General features: G+C 50.0%; 15 protein-coding genes. 10 read left to right on the top strand and 5 right to left on the bottom strand.

From position 1 onward, the window contains the following. Positions 1–4 precede the first annotated feature (4 nt). The 4 genes from pyrF to pyrE all read left to right on the top strand — a co-directional run bounded on the left by pyrF (position 5) and on the right by pyrE (position 3,610). Positions 5–973 carry an orotidine-5'-phosphate decarboxylase gene (gene pyrF / locus D2E26_RS02880; protein ID WP_125963164.1) on the top strand — a complete coding sequence of 323 codons (969 nt, stop codon included), beginning with the start codon at positions 5–7 and terminating at the stop codon, positions 971–973. A 45-nt stretch (positions 974–1,018) separates the two neighbouring features. After that, positions 1,019–1,855, top strand: a complete 837-nt coding sequence (locus tag D2E26_RS02885; RefSeq protein ID WP_125963165.1) for a dihydroorotate dehydrogenase electron transfer subunit — start codon at positions 1,019–1,021, stop codon at positions 1,853–1,855. 68 nt (positions 1,856–1,923) lie between these two features. Beyond that, entirely contained in the window at positions 1,924–2,892 is a 969-nt protein-coding gene (locus tag D2E26_RS02890; protein WP_125963166.1) for a dihydroorotate dehydrogenase, read from the top strand. 16 nt (positions 2,893–2,908) lie between these two features. Next, positions 2,909–3,610, top strand: coding sequence for an orotate phosphoribosyltransferase (pyrE, locus tag D2E26_RS02895; protein ID WP_125963167.1), 702 nt, complete (start codon positions 2,909–2,911; stop codon positions 3,608–3,610). A 132-nt stretch (positions 3,611–3,742) separates the two neighbouring features. Here pyrE and D2E26_RS02900 read toward each other — a convergent pair whose 3' ends face one another. Next, on the bottom strand, positions 3,743–4,474 hold the full coding sequence (locus tag D2E26_RS02900) for an HAD family hydrolase (RefSeq protein WP_125963168.1): 732 nt from the start codon (positions 4,472–4,474) through the stop codon (positions 3,743–3,745). Between the two features lie 17 nt (positions 4,475–4,491). Beyond that, positions 4,492–6,315 carry a bifunctional ADP-dependent NAD(P)H-hydrate dehydratase/NAD(P)H-hydrate epimerase gene (locus D2E26_RS02905; RefSeq protein WP_125963399.1) on the bottom strand — a complete coding sequence of 608 codons (1,824 nt, stop codon included), beginning with the start codon at positions 6,313–6,315 and terminating at the stop codon, positions 4,492–4,494. Positions 6,316–6,557: 242 nt separating this feature from the next. Between D2E26_RS02905 and bsh the strand changes: the two genes are divergently transcribed. Together bsh and D2E26_RS02915 are read left to right on the top strand one after the other, a co-directional pair. Continuing rightward, the gene (bsh, locus tag D2E26_RS02910; protein ID WP_125963169.1) at positions 6,558–7,505 is read left to right on the top strand and encodes a choloylglycine hydrolase; all 948 of its coding nucleotides are present in this window, start codon (positions 6,558–6,560) and stop codon (positions 7,503–7,505) included. Between the two features lie 219 nt (positions 7,506–7,724). Then, entirely contained in the window at positions 7,725–8,546 is an 822-nt protein-coding gene (locus D2E26_RS02915) for a carboxymuconolactone decarboxylase family protein (RefSeq protein ID WP_125963170.1), read from the top strand. 11 nt (positions 8,547–8,557) lie between these two features. Here D2E26_RS02915 and D2E26_RS02920 read toward each other — a convergent pair whose 3' ends face one another. The 3 genes from D2E26_RS02920 to D2E26_RS02930 all read right to left on the bottom strand — a co-directional run bounded on the left by D2E26_RS02920 (position 8,558) and on the right by D2E26_RS02930 (position 11,937). Continuing rightward, positions 8,558–10,159 (bottom strand): ABC-F family ATP-binding cassette domain-containing protein, encoded by a 1,602-nt coding sequence (locus D2E26_RS02920; protein WP_125963171.1) that lies wholly within the window; start codon positions 10,157–10,159, stop codon positions 8,558–8,560. Between the two features lie 57 nt (positions 10,160–10,216). Then, positions 10,217–10,741, bottom strand: a complete 525-nt coding sequence (locus D2E26_RS02925) for a uracil-DNA glycosylase family protein (RefSeq protein WP_241218861.1) — start codon at positions 10,739–10,741, stop codon at positions 10,217–10,219. Between the two features lie 281 nt (positions 10,742–11,022). Beyond that, a complete protein-coding gene (locus D2E26_RS02930; RefSeq protein ID WP_125963172.1) occupies positions 11,023–11,937 on the bottom strand; it encodes a hypothetical protein in 915 nt (304 codons plus the stop codon). Between the two features lie 310 nt (positions 11,938–12,247). On the opposite strand from D2E26_RS02930, the gene uvrA reads away from it, so the two are divergent. The 4 genes from uvrA (at position 12,248) to rapZ (ending at position 19,591) form a co-directional block, all read left to right on the top strand. Continuing rightward, positions 12,248–15,199, top strand: a complete 2,952-nt coding sequence (gene uvrA / locus D2E26_RS02935; protein ID WP_125963400.1) for an excinuclease ABC subunit UvrA — start codon at positions 12,248–12,250, stop codon at positions 15,197–15,199. 10 nt (positions 15,200–15,209) lie between these two features. Beyond that, the gene (gene uvrC / locus D2E26_RS02940; protein WP_125963173.1) at positions 15,210–17,561 is read left to right on the top strand and encodes an excinuclease ABC subunit UvrC; all 2,352 of its coding nucleotides are present in this window, start codon (positions 15,210–15,212) and stop codon (positions 17,559–17,561) included. Positions 17,562–17,709: 148 nt separating this feature from the next. Next, entirely contained in the window at positions 17,710–18,642 is a 933-nt protein-coding gene (locus D2E26_RS02945) for a shikimate dehydrogenase family protein (protein WP_125963174.1), read from the top strand. Beyond that, positions 18,635–19,591, top strand: a complete 957-nt coding sequence (rapZ, locus tag D2E26_RS02950; RefSeq protein ID WP_125963175.1) for an RNase adapter RapZ — start codon at positions 18,635–18,637, stop codon at positions 19,589–19,591. Before D2E26_RS02945 ends, rapZ begins: the two co-directional genes overlap by 8 nt. Positions 19,592–19,682 lie beyond the last annotated feature (91 nt).

Below are 19,682 nucleotides of genomic sequence, written 5' to 3' on the forward strand. Positions count from 1 at the left end.
TGCAGTGGATCAACTGATAGAAGCAATACAACGCACGCAAAATCCAAGCATTATTGGACTCGATCCAACTGATGCGTTAGTGCCAGAGCCATTGCTCAAAGCCTTTGTACAAGAGGCTGCTGAGAATGTTGACGATCCAGCAGAAGTTGCTCCTGCAGCTCGAGCAATGGCATATTACCAATTTAATTGCGCCATAATTGATGCTATTGCCGATATCGTACCTGCAGTGAAGCCACAAATTGCTATGTACGAAGCACTTGGCCCAACAGGAATCGATGTCTATACGATGACCTGCGAATATGCGCATGATCAGGGTTTGTATGTGCTCGGCGATATTAAACGCGGTGATATTGGTTCCACAGCAATGGCATATGCGCAGCATATTAGCCAACCAACTGATGACGATGTATGGCATGAAGACGCTATTACAGTCAATCCATATTTAGGCTCTGATGGTATTGAACCATTTGTTGAAGCAGCTGCAGCAACACATAAAGATGTGTTTGCGCTGGTTCGTACATCAAACCCTTCGAGCTCACAAATCCAAGGGTTGAAGCTTGCTGATGGCAGTCAGGTGTATGAACGCGTAGCCGATCTGGTAAGCGATTGGGGAGCTGACCATATTGGTACGCATGGTTACTCATTGCTTGGCGCAGTTGTTGGCGCCACACATGCTGAACAAGGAGCAGCATTGCGTGAACGTATGCCGCATACGTTCTTCCTTGTTCCGGGCTATGGCGCACAAGGTGGAACCGCCGCAATGGTGCGCGGCATGTTTGATCGCAATGGTTCTGGTGCCATTGTGAATTCTTCGCGAGGCGTTATTGGTGCTTGGCAAAAGGCCATAGCACATGCTGACCACAGTCCTGATGGTGCAGGCATGAGTGTGCAGCAGGCCCTTGAGCTGGTATCCACAAATGCACGCCAAGCAGCAATTACCATGCGCGATGATTTACGCGCTGTTATGCCATAACTCACGTCCCACAAACAACCATTACCGAGGAAGGAACAGTGCAGTATGCCGTCTGCAGTGTTTAGGCCAACTACCACATTCAGTGCAACTAACAGCCAAGCAATAGAAGCTGGTTTCATGCCAGCACGACGTAGCGCTGTTATAACTGCAGTGAAGGAGCTCAGTGAAGGCATTATTCGACTGACCTTTGCTGATGCGTATATTGCCGAGCATGCTCAGCCTGCGCAATTCGTGAATCTCTATCTGCCAGATCCATTGCATACTGCACCGCGACCATTTGGCGTTAGTGAAGTCAATGGGGAAGAAGTTTCACTGATTTTTGCCGTCGTTGGTGTTGGCACTGAACGCTTTGCTCAATTGCAGCCAGGCGATACTGTGGATGTACTTGGCCCTCTGGGACGTCCATTCAATTTAGAACAAAGTGGCCATTATGTTCTTGTTGGTGGTGGTTTAGGTGTACCACCGTTGATAAAAGCTGCACAAGATTTGAGCCGTCGTGCTGATGTACAATGCACCGCAGTGTTTGGCTATCGTGATGATCATTTTGCTGATGAATATGTCAAACGCTATGCCGATTTTGCATTCAGCATTGACGAATCAGAAGGTAACGTTATTACACTGCTCGATCGTATTGAAGCGAGGCATGCAGGGCAGCGCAGCGCCCAGCCGAAAATACTCGTATGTGGTCCGCTCGGCATGATGAAAGCCGTAGCAGCTTGGACTTCGCGTCGTAACTTATCTTGCCAACTCAGTATGGAACAGCGCATGGGCTGCGGCTATGGTACCTGTGTAGTGTGCACGGTCGATACCAAATATGGTCGCAAAAAAGTGTGCTCCGATGGACCAGTGTTCAATGCACAAGATATGGGCTGGAACGAGTAACGAGATACCAGTAACGAAATACGAGTATCGGAATACGAGTAACGAGGTACAAGAAAGCAGAAAGACCTATGCAAGTACTTGATCAGACCACATCACATACTGATGATCTCAATCTCTATGCATCACACGCATGGCGTCATAGCACAGTTGTTGCTGGCGTGCATTGGAAAAATCCTGTTGGCACAGCCTCGGGCACATTCCAATATGCTGCAGTTCGCAACTTCTATGATGTCAGTCAGCTCGGCGCCGTCAGCACCAAAGGTGTTTCTCCAGAACCATGGGAAGGTAATCCTGGCGTGCGTACTGCAGAAGCTCCTGCCGGAACAGTCAATGCTGTTGGTCTGCAGAATCCTGGCGTCGACGCCTATCTCGAGGATGAGTTGCCTAAGCTCAAGGCCATTGATGCCACAGTAGTAACGAACGTGGCAGGTCATAGCGATGACGAATACGCGGAGGTCGTCTCTAAGCTCGAAGATTCCGACGCCGATATGCTCGAAATTAACGTAAGCTGCCCTAATGTTACGGCCGGCGGTATTTCTGTTGGCACCGATCCACAAGCGTTAAGCCGCCTTATTACACGACTGCGCAAGCTAACTACGAAGCCAATGGTCGTGAAGCTCACACCTAATGTCACCGATATTACGGTTATTGCTAAAGCCGCTGTTGAAGCTGGCGCCGATGCCTTGAGCATGATTAACACGCTGCTTGGCATGCGCATTAATATTCGCACGGGCGAGCCAATTATCGCCAATATTACAGGCGGTCTTTCTGGACCAGCCGTATTCCCAGTCGGCTTGGCCTGCGTGTACCGCGTTCGTACGGCGCTGCCTGATACGCCGATTATTGGTATTGGCGGTATCGATTCTGGTGAGAAAGCTCTCGAATACTTATATGCAGGTGCCAATGCTGTTGAAGTAGGTGGCGCCGCTTTGCTTGATCCGCTCGCTCCGCTACGTGTTGCTCGTGAGCTTGAACTGTTACTTGATGAACGTCCTGAGTTATCTGCAAAGCTCGCTAAAGGCGAGTCCTGGCGTTAAGTAAAGGAGAGTTACGTTGGCGCAACAAGACATCCGCTTCACTGAGTTCCTCCTGAAAACTGGAGCCCTCAAGTTTGGTTCGTTCACTTTAAAATCAGGAAGAATTTCTCCCTACTTTATTAACGCTGGCGCATTCAATACTGGTGCGCGTATCTATGAACTTGGTAGGTTTTATGCCAATCGCATTGAACAAGCCATGGCCGAAGGCAAACTGCCAACGCACATTGATACGGTGTTCGGTCCTGCTTATAAGGGCATTCCGCTAGCCGTGACCACAGCAATGGCTTTGTACCAAAATCATGGGCTTGAAGTTGGCTATACGTTCGACCGCAAAGAGCGTAAAGACCATGGTGATGGCGGCATGATGGTAGGAAAACCACTAGAAGATGGTATGCGCGTACTGCTGGTGGATGATGTGATGACAGCAGGAACTGCAGTACGAGAAGTTGTTCCTAAACTCAAAGCCGAAGCCAACGTAGAAATTGTTGGTCTCGTATTAAGCGTTGATCGTATGGAGCGAACTAACAATAGTGATAGTTCGGCGGTTGAAACAATCCAATCAGAATTTGGATTCCCTGTGCTCGCTATTACGAATGTTCGCGAACTGTTCGAAGCAGGGCAAGCAATCACCAAAGCCGATGGCACACCATATGTAACCGAAACGATTATGCACGATGCACAGCAGTATCTTGCACAGTATGGAGTTGCAGAAGTGTAACAGAGTCTTGTGCTGTACAGAGTTGCAGGGGCCTAACGGCAGTTTCGTTATATAAATAACGTACCAGTTACCAATAAGGCACCAGTTCATAGATCCGAACTGGTGCCTTTGTTGTTGTTATGGTGTTACGCTTCAGCTGTGCACACCAAGCGTACGAAGAGCCATGCGCGTTTGTGCAGAATTCACAAAATGAAGAGCTTGGAAACCAACGCGACGTGCACCCTCAACGTTCTTGACCGTATCGTCAATGAACACACTACGGGCTGGATCAATACCGAATCTCGTAATAGCAAGCTCATAAATAGCTGGCTCTGGCTTATGCAGACGTTCGATGCCGGAAACAATAGTGTCGTCAAGCAGATTCATGATTTCTGGATATTTGTCGTACATGACGTGGATCGTCTCACTCGACCAGTTCGTCAAACCAAACAGATGATAGCCGGCGGACTTCAGATCCTGCAGTAACTCAAGCATGCCTGGCATAGAGCGAGGAAGCGCATCATCGTAGCGGTTGATGTAATCCTTAAATACATCGGCAATGGCATGACCATACTGCTGAGCAATCAGCGGCAGCACATCACTGAGCAGCATGCCGCCATCCATAAGATCTTCGAAATGGAAGAAACCGAACGTATCCTCGTCAGAACAAATATCGTTGACGAGACGCGGATCATAACGACCATCAAGCGCAGCTCGGCATTGCCAATCGACGAGTACACCGCAGAAATCGAACACAATATTCGTAATATCTGCAGTACCCTCCGTAGTGGCAGCAGTTGAATAGGTGACATAGCGTTGTACCGATGTCACAGCATCGTTGGTGGTTACGGAATCAGTAACGATTGCGGAATCACTAGCGGTCATCGTTCAACCTTTCGAGATTAGTTGTTTTGCAGCTTACCGATGGCTGCAGCGATCTTCTTCACAACATCGGATGCAACAATTGGACGGCCAATAGGGAAGTGCTCTTCATCAAGATCATCAATTCCGAACAAATGAGCACGATGCCAACCGCGCTGCTTAGCCTTCGATGCCAATGCTGCGGCTAAACCATGCAGATACGCTGCAGCACCTGCGATTTCGGCAATAGCCTGAGCAACCTGAGCCTCATCATCATGATCAGATTCGTCACCCGATGGCACTGATGGCTGGACCAGATCTGCATTCTGCGCCAAAATTGCACCCAGCATGCCAGCGAGCACATCGCCGGCCCCAGCAGTTGCTAATTGTGCCGGAGCACGTCCAGCAACAAAAACCTGATCGTCGGCGAATTGGCCACCCTGAACCACAATCGTCAACGAACCCTTGAGCAGCACCGTTGCGCCAGTCATTTTGGCAGCCATACGTGCATACTGCAGTGGCTGATTACGCACGGTATCTTCATCAACGTCAACGCCCAAACGCGTTAACAAGCGTGTCAGTTCTCCCATATGAGGTGTGAGCACCACATGGGATGGCACATGATCAGGCAGCAGATCTAAAGCGCCAGCATCCACAACGATGGCAGGCATAGCATAAGCTTCTTCGTTCGAACCGTCTTCAGACAGTGCATAGTGGGCGAGCAGCGCTTCAATCGACTGCTGCTGCAAATCTGCTTCTTCTTCAGCAGTACGCACGGGAACGCCAGAACCAACGACCCACGATTGCACATGGCCCTTGCCAATAACGGCTTCTGGCAGAGCATGTAATACCAGATCCTGTGCACGCGTTGGACCCATATACCGCACCATGCCAATATTCGTGTGTGCGGCTGCGGTTGTTGACAACACTGCAGCACCTGGATACTGCTGAGATCCCGTAATTAAACCAGTAACGCCGCGCGAATACTTAGCATCGGTTGGCATGACCTGACGGATTGCAGCTGCAGCCAGATCCATACCCACAATACTGCCTGCAGGATCATGTGATTCGAGATCAAAACCAAAATCGACAAGCCAAATCTCGCCACATGCGCTGCAAGCAGGAGGCAGAATTGCGCATGGCTTCATAGCACCGAACATCAGCGTCATATCAGCAGGAATATATGGACCAGGTAGCGAGCCATCGTTAACGCCAATACCGGAAGGCGTATCAACGGCAACAACATATGGGCGCTGCATGTCATCGTTGCTATCGTGTGCACGCAACTCATCAAGTAGAGCACCCAGCGTCTGGGCTACTGAACCAGCAATACCACGCAAAGCGCCTTGAGCGCCAATGCCGGTCATAGCATCAATAATGATGTGTGAATTGCTGGCGAATTCCATAGCCTGTTCAAAGCGTTCGCCAGCCTCACCAGCGGAGAATTCAGAAGGGCAACCTGGAATAGTGTTTGCCGCATCTAATACCCAAATATGGCCGCCAGATTCAATAAACGTACGGTAGGCATCGTCATGCAGCGTGCGACCCACAGCAATTGCAGTTACGGGGAAACCACGCTTAGCTAATAAAGCGCCAGCGAATAAGCCGTCACCACCGTTATCGCCTGCACCAGCGAGCACGGTAATACGAGCATGCTCATCAAGATCAAAAGATTCGAGTAATTGCAGTACATTTGTTGCCACAGCTGCAGCGGCATGACGCATTAATGGCTCGCCCTGCTCAAGCAGAGGCTGTTCCATAGCACGTACGGTGTCAGTGTCATAAGCATGCTGTACGAGCATTTGGAGATGATCTTCATCAAGGCTTTCAACAATAGATTCTTGTGACTCTTGCGACTGTTGCATATCCATGGCATTAGTCCTTCCGCCTTGACGATTTGTGGTACACACTGTAGCTTACATGGTCGCGTTAGAGAGTAATCGTATTGCAAAATAAGCAGGATATTGCGACGGTATCTCAATAATCTTTCTAGATTATCGGTGAACTTTCAGGAAACCTCCAGAATGGCGTTCCTACAATCAAATCAACAACCACGGCACGCAGTCCTGAGTATGAGACTGCGGACCCAGTAGGAAAGAGACTAAATATGTGCACTGGTGTGAGCTTTGTTGATCCAGAGGGCAACCTGTACTTCGGTCGTAACCTCGATTGGACCGTTGATTACGGCGAGAAGGTTACGTATACTCCAGCAAACTATGAGTTTAAGACCCGCTTCGGTGCTCCAGATCAGAAGCGTGCAATTCTGGGCATGGGTATTACGTGCGAAGGCCTGCCACTGTACTTCGATTGCGTGAACGAAGACGGTCTGGCATGCGGCGGCCTGAACTTCCCAGGCTACGCTCAGTACGAAGAGGGCCCAGTCGACGGCAAGACGAACGTTGCTGCTTACGAGTTCCCTCTGTGGATTACGCGTAACTTCACGACCGTTGCAGAAGTTAAGGAAGCTCTGAAGGACGTTGCAATCGTCGCTGTGCAGATTGCTCCACAGTTCCCAGTTTCCATGCTGCACTGGTTCATCACCGATAACAAGCAGTCCATCGTTGTTGAGTACATGGCTGATGGCATGCACGTGTACGACAACCCAGTCGACGTTATGACGAACCAGCCAACGTTCGCATACCACCTGGAGAACCTGCGCAACTACATGAACGTCAAGCCAGAGTTCCCAGCAACTGTGAAGTGGGACAAGATGGAGCTGACCCCATGGGGTTCCGGCACCTCGATGTTCGGCATTCCTGGCGATTATTCCTCGCCATCCCGCTTCGTCCGCGCTGCATACGCAAACGCTCACTACCCAGCTCAGGAAGGCGAAGCAGCTAATGTGAACCGCCTGTTCAAGACACTCCAGAACTCCGCGTTCATTCTCGGCGGAGCAGAGGTCTCCACCGGTCACTATGAGTATACAATTTATTCTAGCTGCTATTCGACGCGCACGAAGACGTACTACTACACGACGTACGAAAACTCTGCTGTGCGTAGCCACTCGGTTGATGAGTTTGATCAGAATAGCGATCAGATTCAGCAGGCCGCCTGAGAAGAAGCACAAAACTTCCGGTTGTAAGTGGGTCCGTGTCCGCAGTCGATAGGACTTGCTTAATAATGCCTGAAAGCCGTTGTCGTCTTATAAAGTCTATGACGACAACGGCTTAACCTGTTTTTAGGATCATGCTAGGGCCAAATTCAAGAGCCATACAAAACTGCCTGTGTTGTATAAATAGAATGAACAGTTGCAACGCAGGGGAGTGATTCAATTATGTTCGACGAACTCAAGCGCAAAATGAATCGATTCTGGAACGATGACCGTACGCTCGAACAAACTGATCCTGACTATATTGAGGTATTCTCCCATTTTGCTTATGACGAGGTCGTCAATGAGCCAGCAGCCTCAGATCCTGAACTCGATGATCGACTGCGTTCGCTTGCTATTGCTGCAGCATTGCTTGGCGCTCAAGGCCTGGATGCATTCACGATGCTGCTACCTGTTATGTCTCGAAGTGGCTTAGAGTCACCAGCAATAAAAGAACTGATTTACCAGGCAACTGCATATATTGGCTTTGCTGGAGCTCTACCATTTTTAAAGGCCATGAATCTGTATTTGAATGCAGCGAATGTGGCCCAACCATTTGCCTCGGCAACAACTGTGGATCGTCAGAACCGTGAGCAAGCAGGAGCTGAGAAACAAGTCGAGATTTTCGGCGAGCACATGCAGCATTCTGCTCAGCACGGCTCTCAAGAAACAGCACATATCCGACGTTGGTTGACGGCTAACTGCTTTGGTGATTATTACACACGTGCTGTGCTTACGACTCGTGAGCGAGAACTGGCTACATTGTGCATGCTAACTGGCCTTGGTAGTGCTGAACAACAAATAAAGGCACATGTTGCGGGCAATCTTCATATTGGCAATTCACGCCAATTGATTATTGCCGTGCTTTCGCAACTTGTGCCTTATATTGGGTACCCACGAGTACTCAACGCATTATCGTGTCTGCCAGATTCGCCAGAATCAGCAGATTCATCAGATACTGACAGTTCAGCAACGTCAGCAGATTCTGAAAATTCTGCAGCAGAGTAGAGCAGAAGCCCTTACTCCTCAGCCACGAGCGACAGATACGAATCGTTCCACAGATCCTCATCGCCATCAGGCATAATGAGCACACGCTCAGGATTCAGAGCCTTCACTGCGCCCTCATCGTGCGTGACGAGCACAATAGCGCCTTCATACTTGGAAATTGCCTTCAAAATCTCATGACGCGAAGCAGGATCTAGGTTGTTCGTAGGCTCATCGAGCAGCAGCACATTGGCTCGTGAAGTCACGAGCGTTGCCAAAGCCAATCGCGTCTTTTCACCACCGGACAGCACACGCGCAGGTTTGAATGCATCATCACCGGAGAACAGGAATGAACCAAGAATAGAACGAGCCTGCGTATCCGTAAGTTCTGGTGCGACGGACTGCAAGTTCTCGAGAACAGTACGGTCAAGATCAAGCGTATCGTGCTCCTGAGCGAAATAGCCGACCTTGCAGCCGTGGCCGTAAACGACCTCACCGGTGTCAGGCTGCTCAAGATGAGCCAGCAAACGCAACGTTGTCGTCTTACCGGCACCGTTGTAACCGAGAATAACAACTCGAGAGCCCTTATCAATAGCCAAGTCGACGCCAGCGAACACAAGGTTGTCGCCGTATTCCTTAGAAATATCCTTGGCCTCAATTGGCGTCTTGCCACATGGAGCTGGCTCAGGGAAGCGGATATCAGCAACCTTTTCCTTGCGCTGTGCTTCCGACGTTTCAGCCAGCAGGTTCTCTGCACGACGCATCATGTTCTTAGCAGCCACAGCCTTCGTTGCCTTTGCGTGCAGACGAATGCCTTGCTGCATCAAGCGAGCAGCCTTCTTCTCAGCGACTTCACGTTCGCGGCGACGACGCTCCTCGTCAACCTCAACCTGCTTCAAGTACGACTTGTAATCCATCGAATACATGTCGATCATGCCGCGCTGAGCATCGAGGCGCCACACCTTATTAACAACCTCATCAAGCAGCTCAACCGAGTGGGAGATAACGAGGAAGCCGCCCTCATACTTCTTTAAATAGCCGCGCAGCCACTCAATAGAATCAGCATCCAAGTGGTTCGTAGGCTCATCAAGAATCAACGTGTCAGCATCGGAAAACAGAATGCGTGCTAGCTCAATACGACGGCGCTGACCACCAGACAGCGTACCGAGCTGCTGGCTCATCACTTCCTGAGGCAGACCCAGGCTTGCAGCCATCGTAATAGCCTCAGACTGTGCAGCATAACCGCCTGCCTTTTCGAAGTCCTGCATAGCCTTGTCATAACGATTCATTGCCTTCGTCATGATGTCAGGATCAGGATTCGTCATATCCTTTTCGGCCTTGCGAATGCGCGTAATAATCGACGAAATATCGCGAGCACTCATCATACGGTCGAGGGCCGTTTGTTCTGGATCTGCAGCATGCGTATCCTGTGGCAGATAGCCGAGCTTGCCGGTGACGCGCACTTTGCCTGCTGATGGCAGTGTTTCTCCTGTAATAACGCGCGTCAGTGTTGTTTTGCCGGCACCGTTACGGCCGACAAGACCGATTTTGTCACCTTTGGTAACGTGGAAGTTCGTTGGGTGCAGAAGTGTGCGAGCGCCAATCTGAATTTCGAGTCCTTGTGCATCAATGGCCATTCTGCTGCGTTCCTTTTGCTTCCTTGTTCTTCTTCTGGTATTTCTAACGACCGTCTATCATAGCGAGAGCGCCGAACGGCTGTTGTCTGCTGGTCCTGCGAGTGGCATGCCGTGCTGCAGTGCGGCGAGATCTGCTGGATCGATTCGTTCGCGGAACATTTCGATGATTTGATCTCGCGTTTTTGAGGCGTAGGCTGGGCTCGTGCTTGGCAGAGGGGTTACTGGCACTTCGAGTCCGGCTTCAGCAAGTTTTGGCTGGCAGTATTTTTCATAGAGCTGCATAGCTTTTGCACCTGACGGATAGATATGGTCGATGTTTGATCCAGCAATCATTGGTGCAAGATCTGCGGGCTTAACGTTTTTAATACTGGCATCGGAGGCGCCAAGAATGTCACATGCTTCGACGGTGTCCCAGAGGGCGAAGCCGTGGTGGAGTGCGAAGGCTTGTCGTGTTTCGCGTGTTTTTCCAACGCGATCGTTGGGATCGTCTGGATTGGCGAACAGTGCTTCCATAACTGGCCAGAAGCGGTTTTGTGGATGCATATAGAAGAATCCTGCTTCGCGTGACTTTGGGCTTGCCATAGTGCCGAGGAAGAGTACGCGTGAGTATTGGTTCCAGCATGGTCCGAAGCCATGTTCTACATGCGTCCATACGCCATCAGCAACTGGTTTACGTGAGCGCTTGCGTGTAGTTTTACGTGCTTTGGTTGCTGTTGTTTTCTTTGCTGTAGCTGGTTTCTTGGCTACCATAGTTTTCTTTGCTGTAGTTAGTTTCTTGGCTACCGTAGTTTTCTTTGCTGTGGTTGTGTGCTTTGCTGACACTGTTGTCTTTGACGTTGCTTGCTTTGTTGCTGGGGTAGTGCTCAATGCTTCTGCTCCTTAGGTTGAGCATTGTTCTGACGTGTTGCCATAACTTGTGCGATTGGCTTCCATGGCACATACATATAGATTGCAGCCAGTGTCATTTCAATGACGATGATGACGGCAACGAGCTTGGCAACGTTCATCAGATGAATTGCCACGGCGAGCAGGCTGAATAGTGCTACAGCACCGAACAGCCAGTTGTGATGCTTGGTCTTGAGTGCGCATGCGGCGAGCATCAGTGCCGCGCCGAGCAAAATAGTGAATACTTCTTGGGAGAAGTCGGAAACGTGACCGTCCATCATCAGGTAGTGCACCACGGCGCGGAATAAATCGACAATTGTCTGCACAACAAGCCAAGCGCCGAGCAGCTGGAATGGCCATTGTGCCCATGCCGTGTGATCGCGCTTATAAGCCATGCGTTCGAGCATCCAGGTCAGGACGGTCATAAGGACGACGAAAATAACAGCCCATGGCGCATTGCCGGCATGCCAGCAGAGCGTCCAACCAAGCGTGCACAGTGCGAGCACCACCATGGCGACGGTGAGCATGGTATAGGATTTCTTGACTTTGTTGGTGCCGTGATGCTTAGCGCGACCTGCACGCATAATCCAAATGGCAAGCAGAATAAAGGCAACAATCCAGATTAAACCTGCCCATGGCTCTGGCGTGAAGAAGTCATCAATATGAATGGTTGGAGAGATGCCAAGAGGGCCGAATTGCATCAGGGCAACGAATACGACCATAACGAGCAATGACACCCACATGGCGATCATGCCAAGATCGTGTTCTGCTTTCTCGGTGACGAGTTGTGACGTGATGACTTGGGAATTGTTTGCGTTGTGATGCTGTTGTTCGAGTTGATTGTTCTGTGGATCAGATGGCTGAGGTGCAGCAGGTGGCTCATGCTGGGTCATGCGAATTTCCTTTGAAAGCAATGCATACTGCTGTACATGCAGTAATGCTGGTACTAACTTCGTGTTCTATTTCGATTATGGCTCGAATGCTTTGGATTTCGGGATAAACCCGCGCATAGCACAAGAATTAGCACCACAAGCTTCGAACATCTGTTCGATTCATGTGGTATAACTTGGGTAGCAATTAGCTACTAGCAAGAGACCCTGAGGCCGTGGGTAGACTGAACAATATTGCGATATATGAGGTGTTGGAGGAATAGTGACTGATCAAGCACAAGCACTGAATGATCATGTTGTTGTTGAACATGTTATGGATAGTGACTCGTTGTTAAGCCAGGAGCTCGCCAAAGCACCACTGGTCGAGCACGATGGCTCATTAGTGGCACGACTCGATCATTTACCAAAAGATTTGAAGATTACGGTGCAGGGTGCACGTGAACACAATTTGAAGAATGCGGATCTAGAGTTTCCTCGTAACCGCATGATTGTGTTTACTGGCTTATCTGGTTCAGGTAAGTCTTCAATGGCATTCGACACCTTGTTCGCTGAAGGTCAGCGTCGTTATGTGGAATCGCTGTCTGCTTATGCTCGCCAGTTCTTAGGCCAGATGGATAAGCCTGATGTGGACTTCATTGAAGGTTTAAGCCCAGCAGTTTCTATTGATCAGAAGACGACGAATCGTAACCCTCGTTCTACAGTTGGTACGATTACCGAAATTTACGATTACTTGCGTCTGCTGTTTGCTCGTACTGGTATTCCACACTGCCCAGTGTGTGGTGCTTTAGTTAGCGCTCAGACGCCACAACAGATGGTTGATACGCTGTTGAAGCAGCCTGATCGTACGCGCTTCCAGATTCTGGCACCAGTTGTTCGTGGTCGTAAGGGTGAGTTCCAGGATCTGCTGGAGTTGCTGCGTGGCGATGGTTATGCTCGTGCGCTGATTGATGGTGAAATGCGTCAACTGTCTGATGACATTAAGTTGACGAAGCAGAAGAAGCACACAATTGAAGTTGTTATTGATCGACTCGTTATTAAAGATGGTATTCGCCAGCGTTTAACTGATTCGATTGAAACGGCACTGCGCCTTGCTAAAGGCATTATGGTTGCCGACTTTGTTGATCGTGATGAGAAGGATCCAGCACGTCGTATGCCATTCTCGGAGCATCGTGCATGCCCGAATGGCCACGTGCTTGAGCTTGATGAAATTGAGCCACGTACGTTCTCATTCAATGCACCATATGGTGCTTGCCCAGAGTGCACGGGTCTTGGTTTCAAGCTCGAAATTGATCCTGAACTCGTGGTTCCTGATCCTTCGAAGACGCTCAATGAGGGTGCTATTGAGCCTTGGACGATGACAAAGACCTCGGGTGATTATTACCGTCATTTGCTTGAGGGTCTGGCTCAGCAGATGAACTTTGATCTGGATACTCCTTGGGAAGATCTGCCAAAGGATGTGCAGGAGGCTATTCTGCATGGTCATGATTTCAAGGTTGAGGTCAGCTACCGCAACCGTTGGGGTCGTATGCGCGAATACACCACCGGCTTTGAAGGTGTGATTCGTTCGCTCAAGCGTCGTCATGAAGAAACTGATTCCGAGCAGATGAAGCAGTACTACGAGTCATATATGCGCGAAGTACCTTGCTCCGTGTGCCATGGCCGTAGGTTGAAGCCAGAAGTGTTGGCTGTCACGATCGAGGGTCAGTCTATTGCTGATATTTGTGATATGTCTGCGCAGCAGTCGCTGGCATGGGTCAACAAGCTCAAGCTTGAAGGTGCAGCTGCACAAATTGCTGGCGAAGTGTTGAAGGAGATTCGTTCAAGGCTTGGCTTCCTGAACGATGTTGGCCTGAACTATTTGACGCTGTCTCGTGCTGCTAAGACGCTGTCTGGCGGTGAAGCACAGCGTATTCGTTTGGCTACGCAAATTGGTTCTGGTCTGGTTGGCGTCATGTATGTGCTGGATGAGCCTTCTATTGGTTTGCATCAGCGCGATAATACGCGTCTTATTGATACGCTGCACCATTTGCGTGATCTGGGCAATACGCTGATTGTTGTTGAGCACGATGAAGATACGATTCGCAATGCTGACTGGCTCGTGGATATTGGTCCAGGCGCAGGTGAGCACGGTGGTGAAGTGGTGTACTCCGGTCCTGCCGATCATCTGATTGAAGCAAAGCGTTCAATTACTGCTGACTATATTGCTGGTCGCCGCAAGATTGAGGTGCCGGCAACGCGTCGTAAGACGAAGAAGACGAAGCAGCTCAAGGTTATTGGTGCTCGTGAGAACAATCTGAAGAATATTGATGTGTCGTTCCCACTGGGCGTTATGACCTGTGTTACTGGTGTTTCTGGATCTGGTAAGTCCACGTTGATTAATCAGATTCTGTATCCAGTGTTGGCTGACAAGCTTAATGGTGCACGTATTGTGCCAGGTAAGCATACGCGCGTTGAAGGTATTGATCAGTGTGACAAGGTAATTCATGTTGATCAGAATCCAATTGGTCGTACGCCTCGTTCGAATCCTGCAACCTATACGGGTGTGTGGGATAAGATTCGCGCACTATTTGCTAAAACACCTGAAGCTCAGGTGCGTGGCTATGGTCCAGGTCGTTTCAGCTTTAATGTCAAGGGTGGCCGTTGTGAAGCCTGCCATGGTGATGGCACGTTAAAGATTGAGATGAACTTCCTGCCAGACGTGTATGTGCAGTGCGAAGAATGCCACGGTAAGCGCTATAACCGCGAAACGCTGGAAGTGAAGTACAACGGTAAGACCGTTGCCGATATTCTCGATATGCCAATTAGCGAGGCTGCACAGTTCTTCAAGTCGTATACGTCTATTTCACGCTACTTGGATACGCTCGTCGACGTTGGTTTGGGTTACATCCGTTTGGGACAGCCTGCAACAACGTTGTCTGGTGGTGAATCACAGCGCGTCAAGCTGGCTACCGAATTGCAGCGTCGTTCGACGGGTAAAACCGTTTATATTCTCGATGAGCCAACCACTGGTTTGCACTTCGAGGACGTGAACAAGCTGCTGCACGTGCTGCAGGGCCTTGTTGATAAGGGCAATACGGTTATTGTCATTGAACATAACTTGGATGTCATTAAGAGCGCTGACTGGATTATTGATCTTGGTCCAGAAGGCGGCGACGGTGGCGGCACGATTGTTGCTCAGGGTACGCCAGAGCAGGTTGCACAAGTGGACGAATCGTGGACTGGTCGTTATCTGAAGACGCTGCTGAACGAGTCAGCAACCAAGTAAAGGAGAACCCATGGCATTGTTTGAACGTCATGCACCTGGAACATGGCGTCGTACAGCAGAAGCCATGCTGAACGATGAGTCAGCAACCCAAGCAACAGGCGAATCATCATCGACTGAAGTGAATGTCAATGGTGCGCCGTTGCTTGGTGACTCTCGTGATTTGTTCCGTCCAAAAACTTCAGACATTCCTGCCAAACCAGGCGTTTATAAATGGCGAGATGGCAATGGTCGAGTTATTTACGTGGGTAAAGCAAAGAACTTACGTAATCGACTGACCAATTACTTCCAGCCGCTCTACCAGTTGCATCCTCGTACACAAACCATGGTGCTGACGGCGCGCAGTCTGGAATGGACTGTTGTTGCCACTGAGCTTGAGGCATTAACGCTCGAATACACGTGGATTAAGGAGTTTGATCCACGTTTTAACGTTGTGTTCCGCGATGATAAAACGTACCCGTATTTAGCAGTGTCGGTTGGTGAGGAAATTCCTCGTGTATGGGTGACGCGTAGCCGTAAGCGTCGTGATACGCGCTACTTTGGCCCGTATGCCAAGGTTTGGGATCTGCGTAAGAGCTTGGATTCTTTGCTGCGTACATTCCCCGTGCGTACGTGCACGCCAGGTGTACTGAAAAAAGCACAGCTTACGGGACGTCCTTGTTTACTTGCTTCTATTGGTAAGTGCACAGCACCTTGTGTCGGCCGTATTTCGTTAGAAGATCATCGTCATTTGGTCAATCAGATCACTGGTGTACTCACTGGTCGCATTGGTAAATCGTATATTGCTGATTTAACGCGGCAAATGAAGCAAGCAAGCCAAGAGTTGGAGTTTGAGAAGGCTGCACGTTTGCGTGACCAAATCCAGATGCTTGGCAATGTTGCGCAGCAGAATGCTGTGGTTTTGGATCAGGATGTTGATGCTGATGTGTTCGGTATTACCTCTGATGAGCTTGAAGCTTCAGTTCATGCGTTCTTTGTGCGTTCCGGTTCGATTCGAGGCGAGCGCAATTGGAGTGTGGAGCGTATTGAAGATGTGCCTGATGCGGATTTGCTTGCTGACTTGATTGTGCAAGCCTATTCGGATCTGATGCATGAGCATCAGGCCACACCATTTGGTGAAGCACACGATGATCATGCACCTGCTGCCGTTATTAATGAGAAGCGTGATGCATTAGCACCAACGCAAACCGTAACGGCTACGGATGCGACTTCTCGTGCACAAGCGTCGCGTACGCGTTCGCAGCGTTTGGAGCAAACTGGTCGTCAAGACTTTTTGGCGCCTATTTCGCCAATTCCTCGTGAGATTCTTGTGCCAGTGTTGCCGAGTCGTGTTGAGGAGTTGGAACAGTGGCTGTCCGATATGCGTGGCTCTGCCGTGTCTATTCGTGTACCACAGCGTGGCTCGAAAAAGGATTTGTTGCAGCGTGCGCAAGATAACGCATCGCAGGCTTTGCAACGCAGTAAGTTAAGCCGCATTTCTGATATGGCTACGCGTACTGAGGCTATGAATGATGTAGCTCGTGCACTTGGCTTGGATGAAGCTCCACTGCGTATTGAATGCTACGATATCTCGAACACAATTGGCGGTGCCTTCCAGGTCGCTTCGATGGTCGTGTTTGAAGATGCTATTGCCAAGAAGAGTGAGTATCGTCGATTCGCCATTCGTGGCGATGATGGTAAGGGTGCGCTTGACGATTTAAGTGCATTGTATGAGACGCTGACACGTCGTTTCCGTCATGGCAATATTGCTGGTGACTCAGGCGACAGCATGGAAAACGAACGCCGTGCAACTGATGCACCAGCAGAGAGCGCTGATGTGGTGCAGCAGAATACGGATCGTCGTCATTTTGCTTATAAACCAAATCTGATTGTGGTTGATGGTGGCCATCCTCAGGTACTTGCTGCTGCCAAGGCACTCAAGGACTGTGGTGTGACTGATGTTGCTGTATGCGGTTTGGCTAAGCGTTTGGAAGAAGTATGGGTTCCAGACGATGATTATCCAATTATTCTGAAGCGCCAGTCAGAGGGCATGTATTTGCTGCAACGTGTGCGTGATGAATCACACCGTTTCGCCATTACCTACCATCGTCAAACGCGTCGTAAGGGCGCTTTGCGTTCGGCACTGGATGCCATTCCAGGTATTGGTGCAACGTATCAGAAGCGATTGCTCAATCATTTTGGTTCCGTGCGTGCTATGCGTGAAGCGAGCGTTGAACAACTCGAAGCCGTACAAGGTATTGGTGCAAAGAAGGCCCAGAGCATCTATGCTGCATTGCATGCTCAACCAAGCCAAGATGCTGAAGACGGAAATACTAATAATGAACAACGTCAGCTGAGTTCAGACAAAACACAAGAAAATGGCTGAAGTTGTGCACAGAGCGGACTGACTTGGCGCAAACGGGCTGCAGGTCAGTACGGTAGTAAGCACAAAAGGTACAACAACAAAACTGTGCTGTTGTGCGCGACGAACCGTGCCGCACAACAGCACAAACCCAATATGGTGAGGAGAACGAATGGTCCTGCATCGATGCGCAGTATTAGGACAACCTATTGCGCATTCGCTGTCGCCAGTGCTGCATAACGCTGCCTATATGGCGTTAGGCGTGGAAGACTGGGAATATACGCGTGCTGAAGTAGGAGAGCAGGACTTACCAGCGTTCCTCGCCGGGCTCGACGATACGTGGGTTGGTTTGAGTTTAACGATGCCACTCAAGCGCACGATTATTCCATACGGTAAGCTGCGTAATCGTTGGGCACGGCAGCTCAAAGTCGCAAATACAGCAGTGATGCACTATGACGAAACCGTGCGTTCCATAGATCTGTACAACACTGATGTGTACGGCATTGCTTGCGCATTCCAGCACGCGCTTTATGAGCAGGGCACAGTGCCTAAGCGCAATTCCACCATGCTGATTCTTGGTAACGGCAATACGGCAGCTAGTGCTGTGGCCGCGGCCGTGATGATGGGTTGTGTGGATCAAGTTATTGTTGCAGCTCGTCATGTTGAGAAAACTGAGACGCTGCGCGAGCTCGTTGCCGTACAGTCGAATACGATGAAGCCGCTGCAATCTATTGCACTTAGTGATGCCGCGCAAGCTATGGCTCAGGCGGATCTGATTGTAAATACGATTCCAGGTCTGGGTGCTGACGTTGTAGCCCAGCAGTTTATGGAGCTGAACCTGAGCGCCAAGCCTGATGCATTGCTGCTTGATGTGGTGTATGCGCCACGTGTGACACAGCTCATGAACGCTTTTAGCCAAGCAGATGGCACGAGCATTAGCGGCATTGAAATGTTGATTTATCAGGCAATTGCACAGGTCTTATTAATGACAGGTGTGGACCCATCGTTCAACGCAGACGATGTACAGTCCGGACAGCCTAATGTTTTAGGTATGCTTGAAAATGCGATGAGAACAGCACTTGAGGAGGCATTACAGCATGAGTGATCGAGTGAAGCAGCCGAAACCAGCAGAAGGTTTCGAAGTCATGCTCATTACGGGCATGAGTGGAGCTGGCCGATCTCAGGCCGCTCACAGTTTGGAAGATATGGGCTGGTATGTGGTCGACAATATGCCGCCTAAACTGCTGGTGCCAATGGTCGATATGATGACGGCCTCTGGTCAGGAGAGTGTGCATCGCCTCGCGGCCGTTATTGATGTGCGTTCGCGTGATTATTTCACCGATCTTTCGGCAGTGCTGGGTCACTTGGATGATTTGGGTGTGCGTACGCGCATTCTGTTCCTCGACGCCAGCGATGCTGAGTTGATTCGCCGCTTTGAGAAGGTGCGCAGGCCTCATCCACTGCAGCAGGGTGCTCGTTTAATCGACGGCATTCTGGCAGAGCGTGAGCTGCTTGCCAATCTCAAGGAACGTGCCGATTTCCATATTGATACGTCAGACTTAAGTATTCACCAGCTGTCTACTAAGTTGTACGACTCAATGATGGGTTCGGCTCCAAGTACCGTTTCGGTGCACATCTTCAGTTTCGGCTTTAAATATGGCATTCCAATCGACGCTGATTTTGTTGCCGATGTTCGATTCCTGCCAAACCCATACTGGGTGCCAGACCTTCGCGAAATGAATGGTCACGACGCACCAGTTGCAGATTATGTACTTGCCAGCGATGGTGCGCAGGAATTCCTTGATACCTATGCCAAGGCAATTGAAATAGCCATCCAAGGTTATGTACAAGAAGATAAACACTTTGTGACAATTGCTATTGGATGCACTGGTGGCCAGCATCGTTCGGTGGCCATGAGTGAGGCTTTAGCTGAACGTTTACGCAAGCAGGGCTTGAATGTAACCGTTTCAGCGCGTGAGCTCGATAAGCTGGAGCAGGGGATTGATCCAGCAATTGCTGCGGCTGCTGAACAAGAGCACGTAGCAGAAAAGTAACGAGCTACTTAATGAAAGGGGTGATCCTAAGGGTGAACCCCTTTACCATGTCAGTAATCGCTTCATTCTTAAGTTTTCTGATCATCTGAGG

This window comes from Bifidobacterium dolichotidis, from assembly GCF_003951975.1.
GTDB lineage: Bacteria > Actinomycetota > Actinomycetes > Actinomycetales > Bifidobacteriaceae > Bifidobacterium > Bifidobacterium dolichotidis.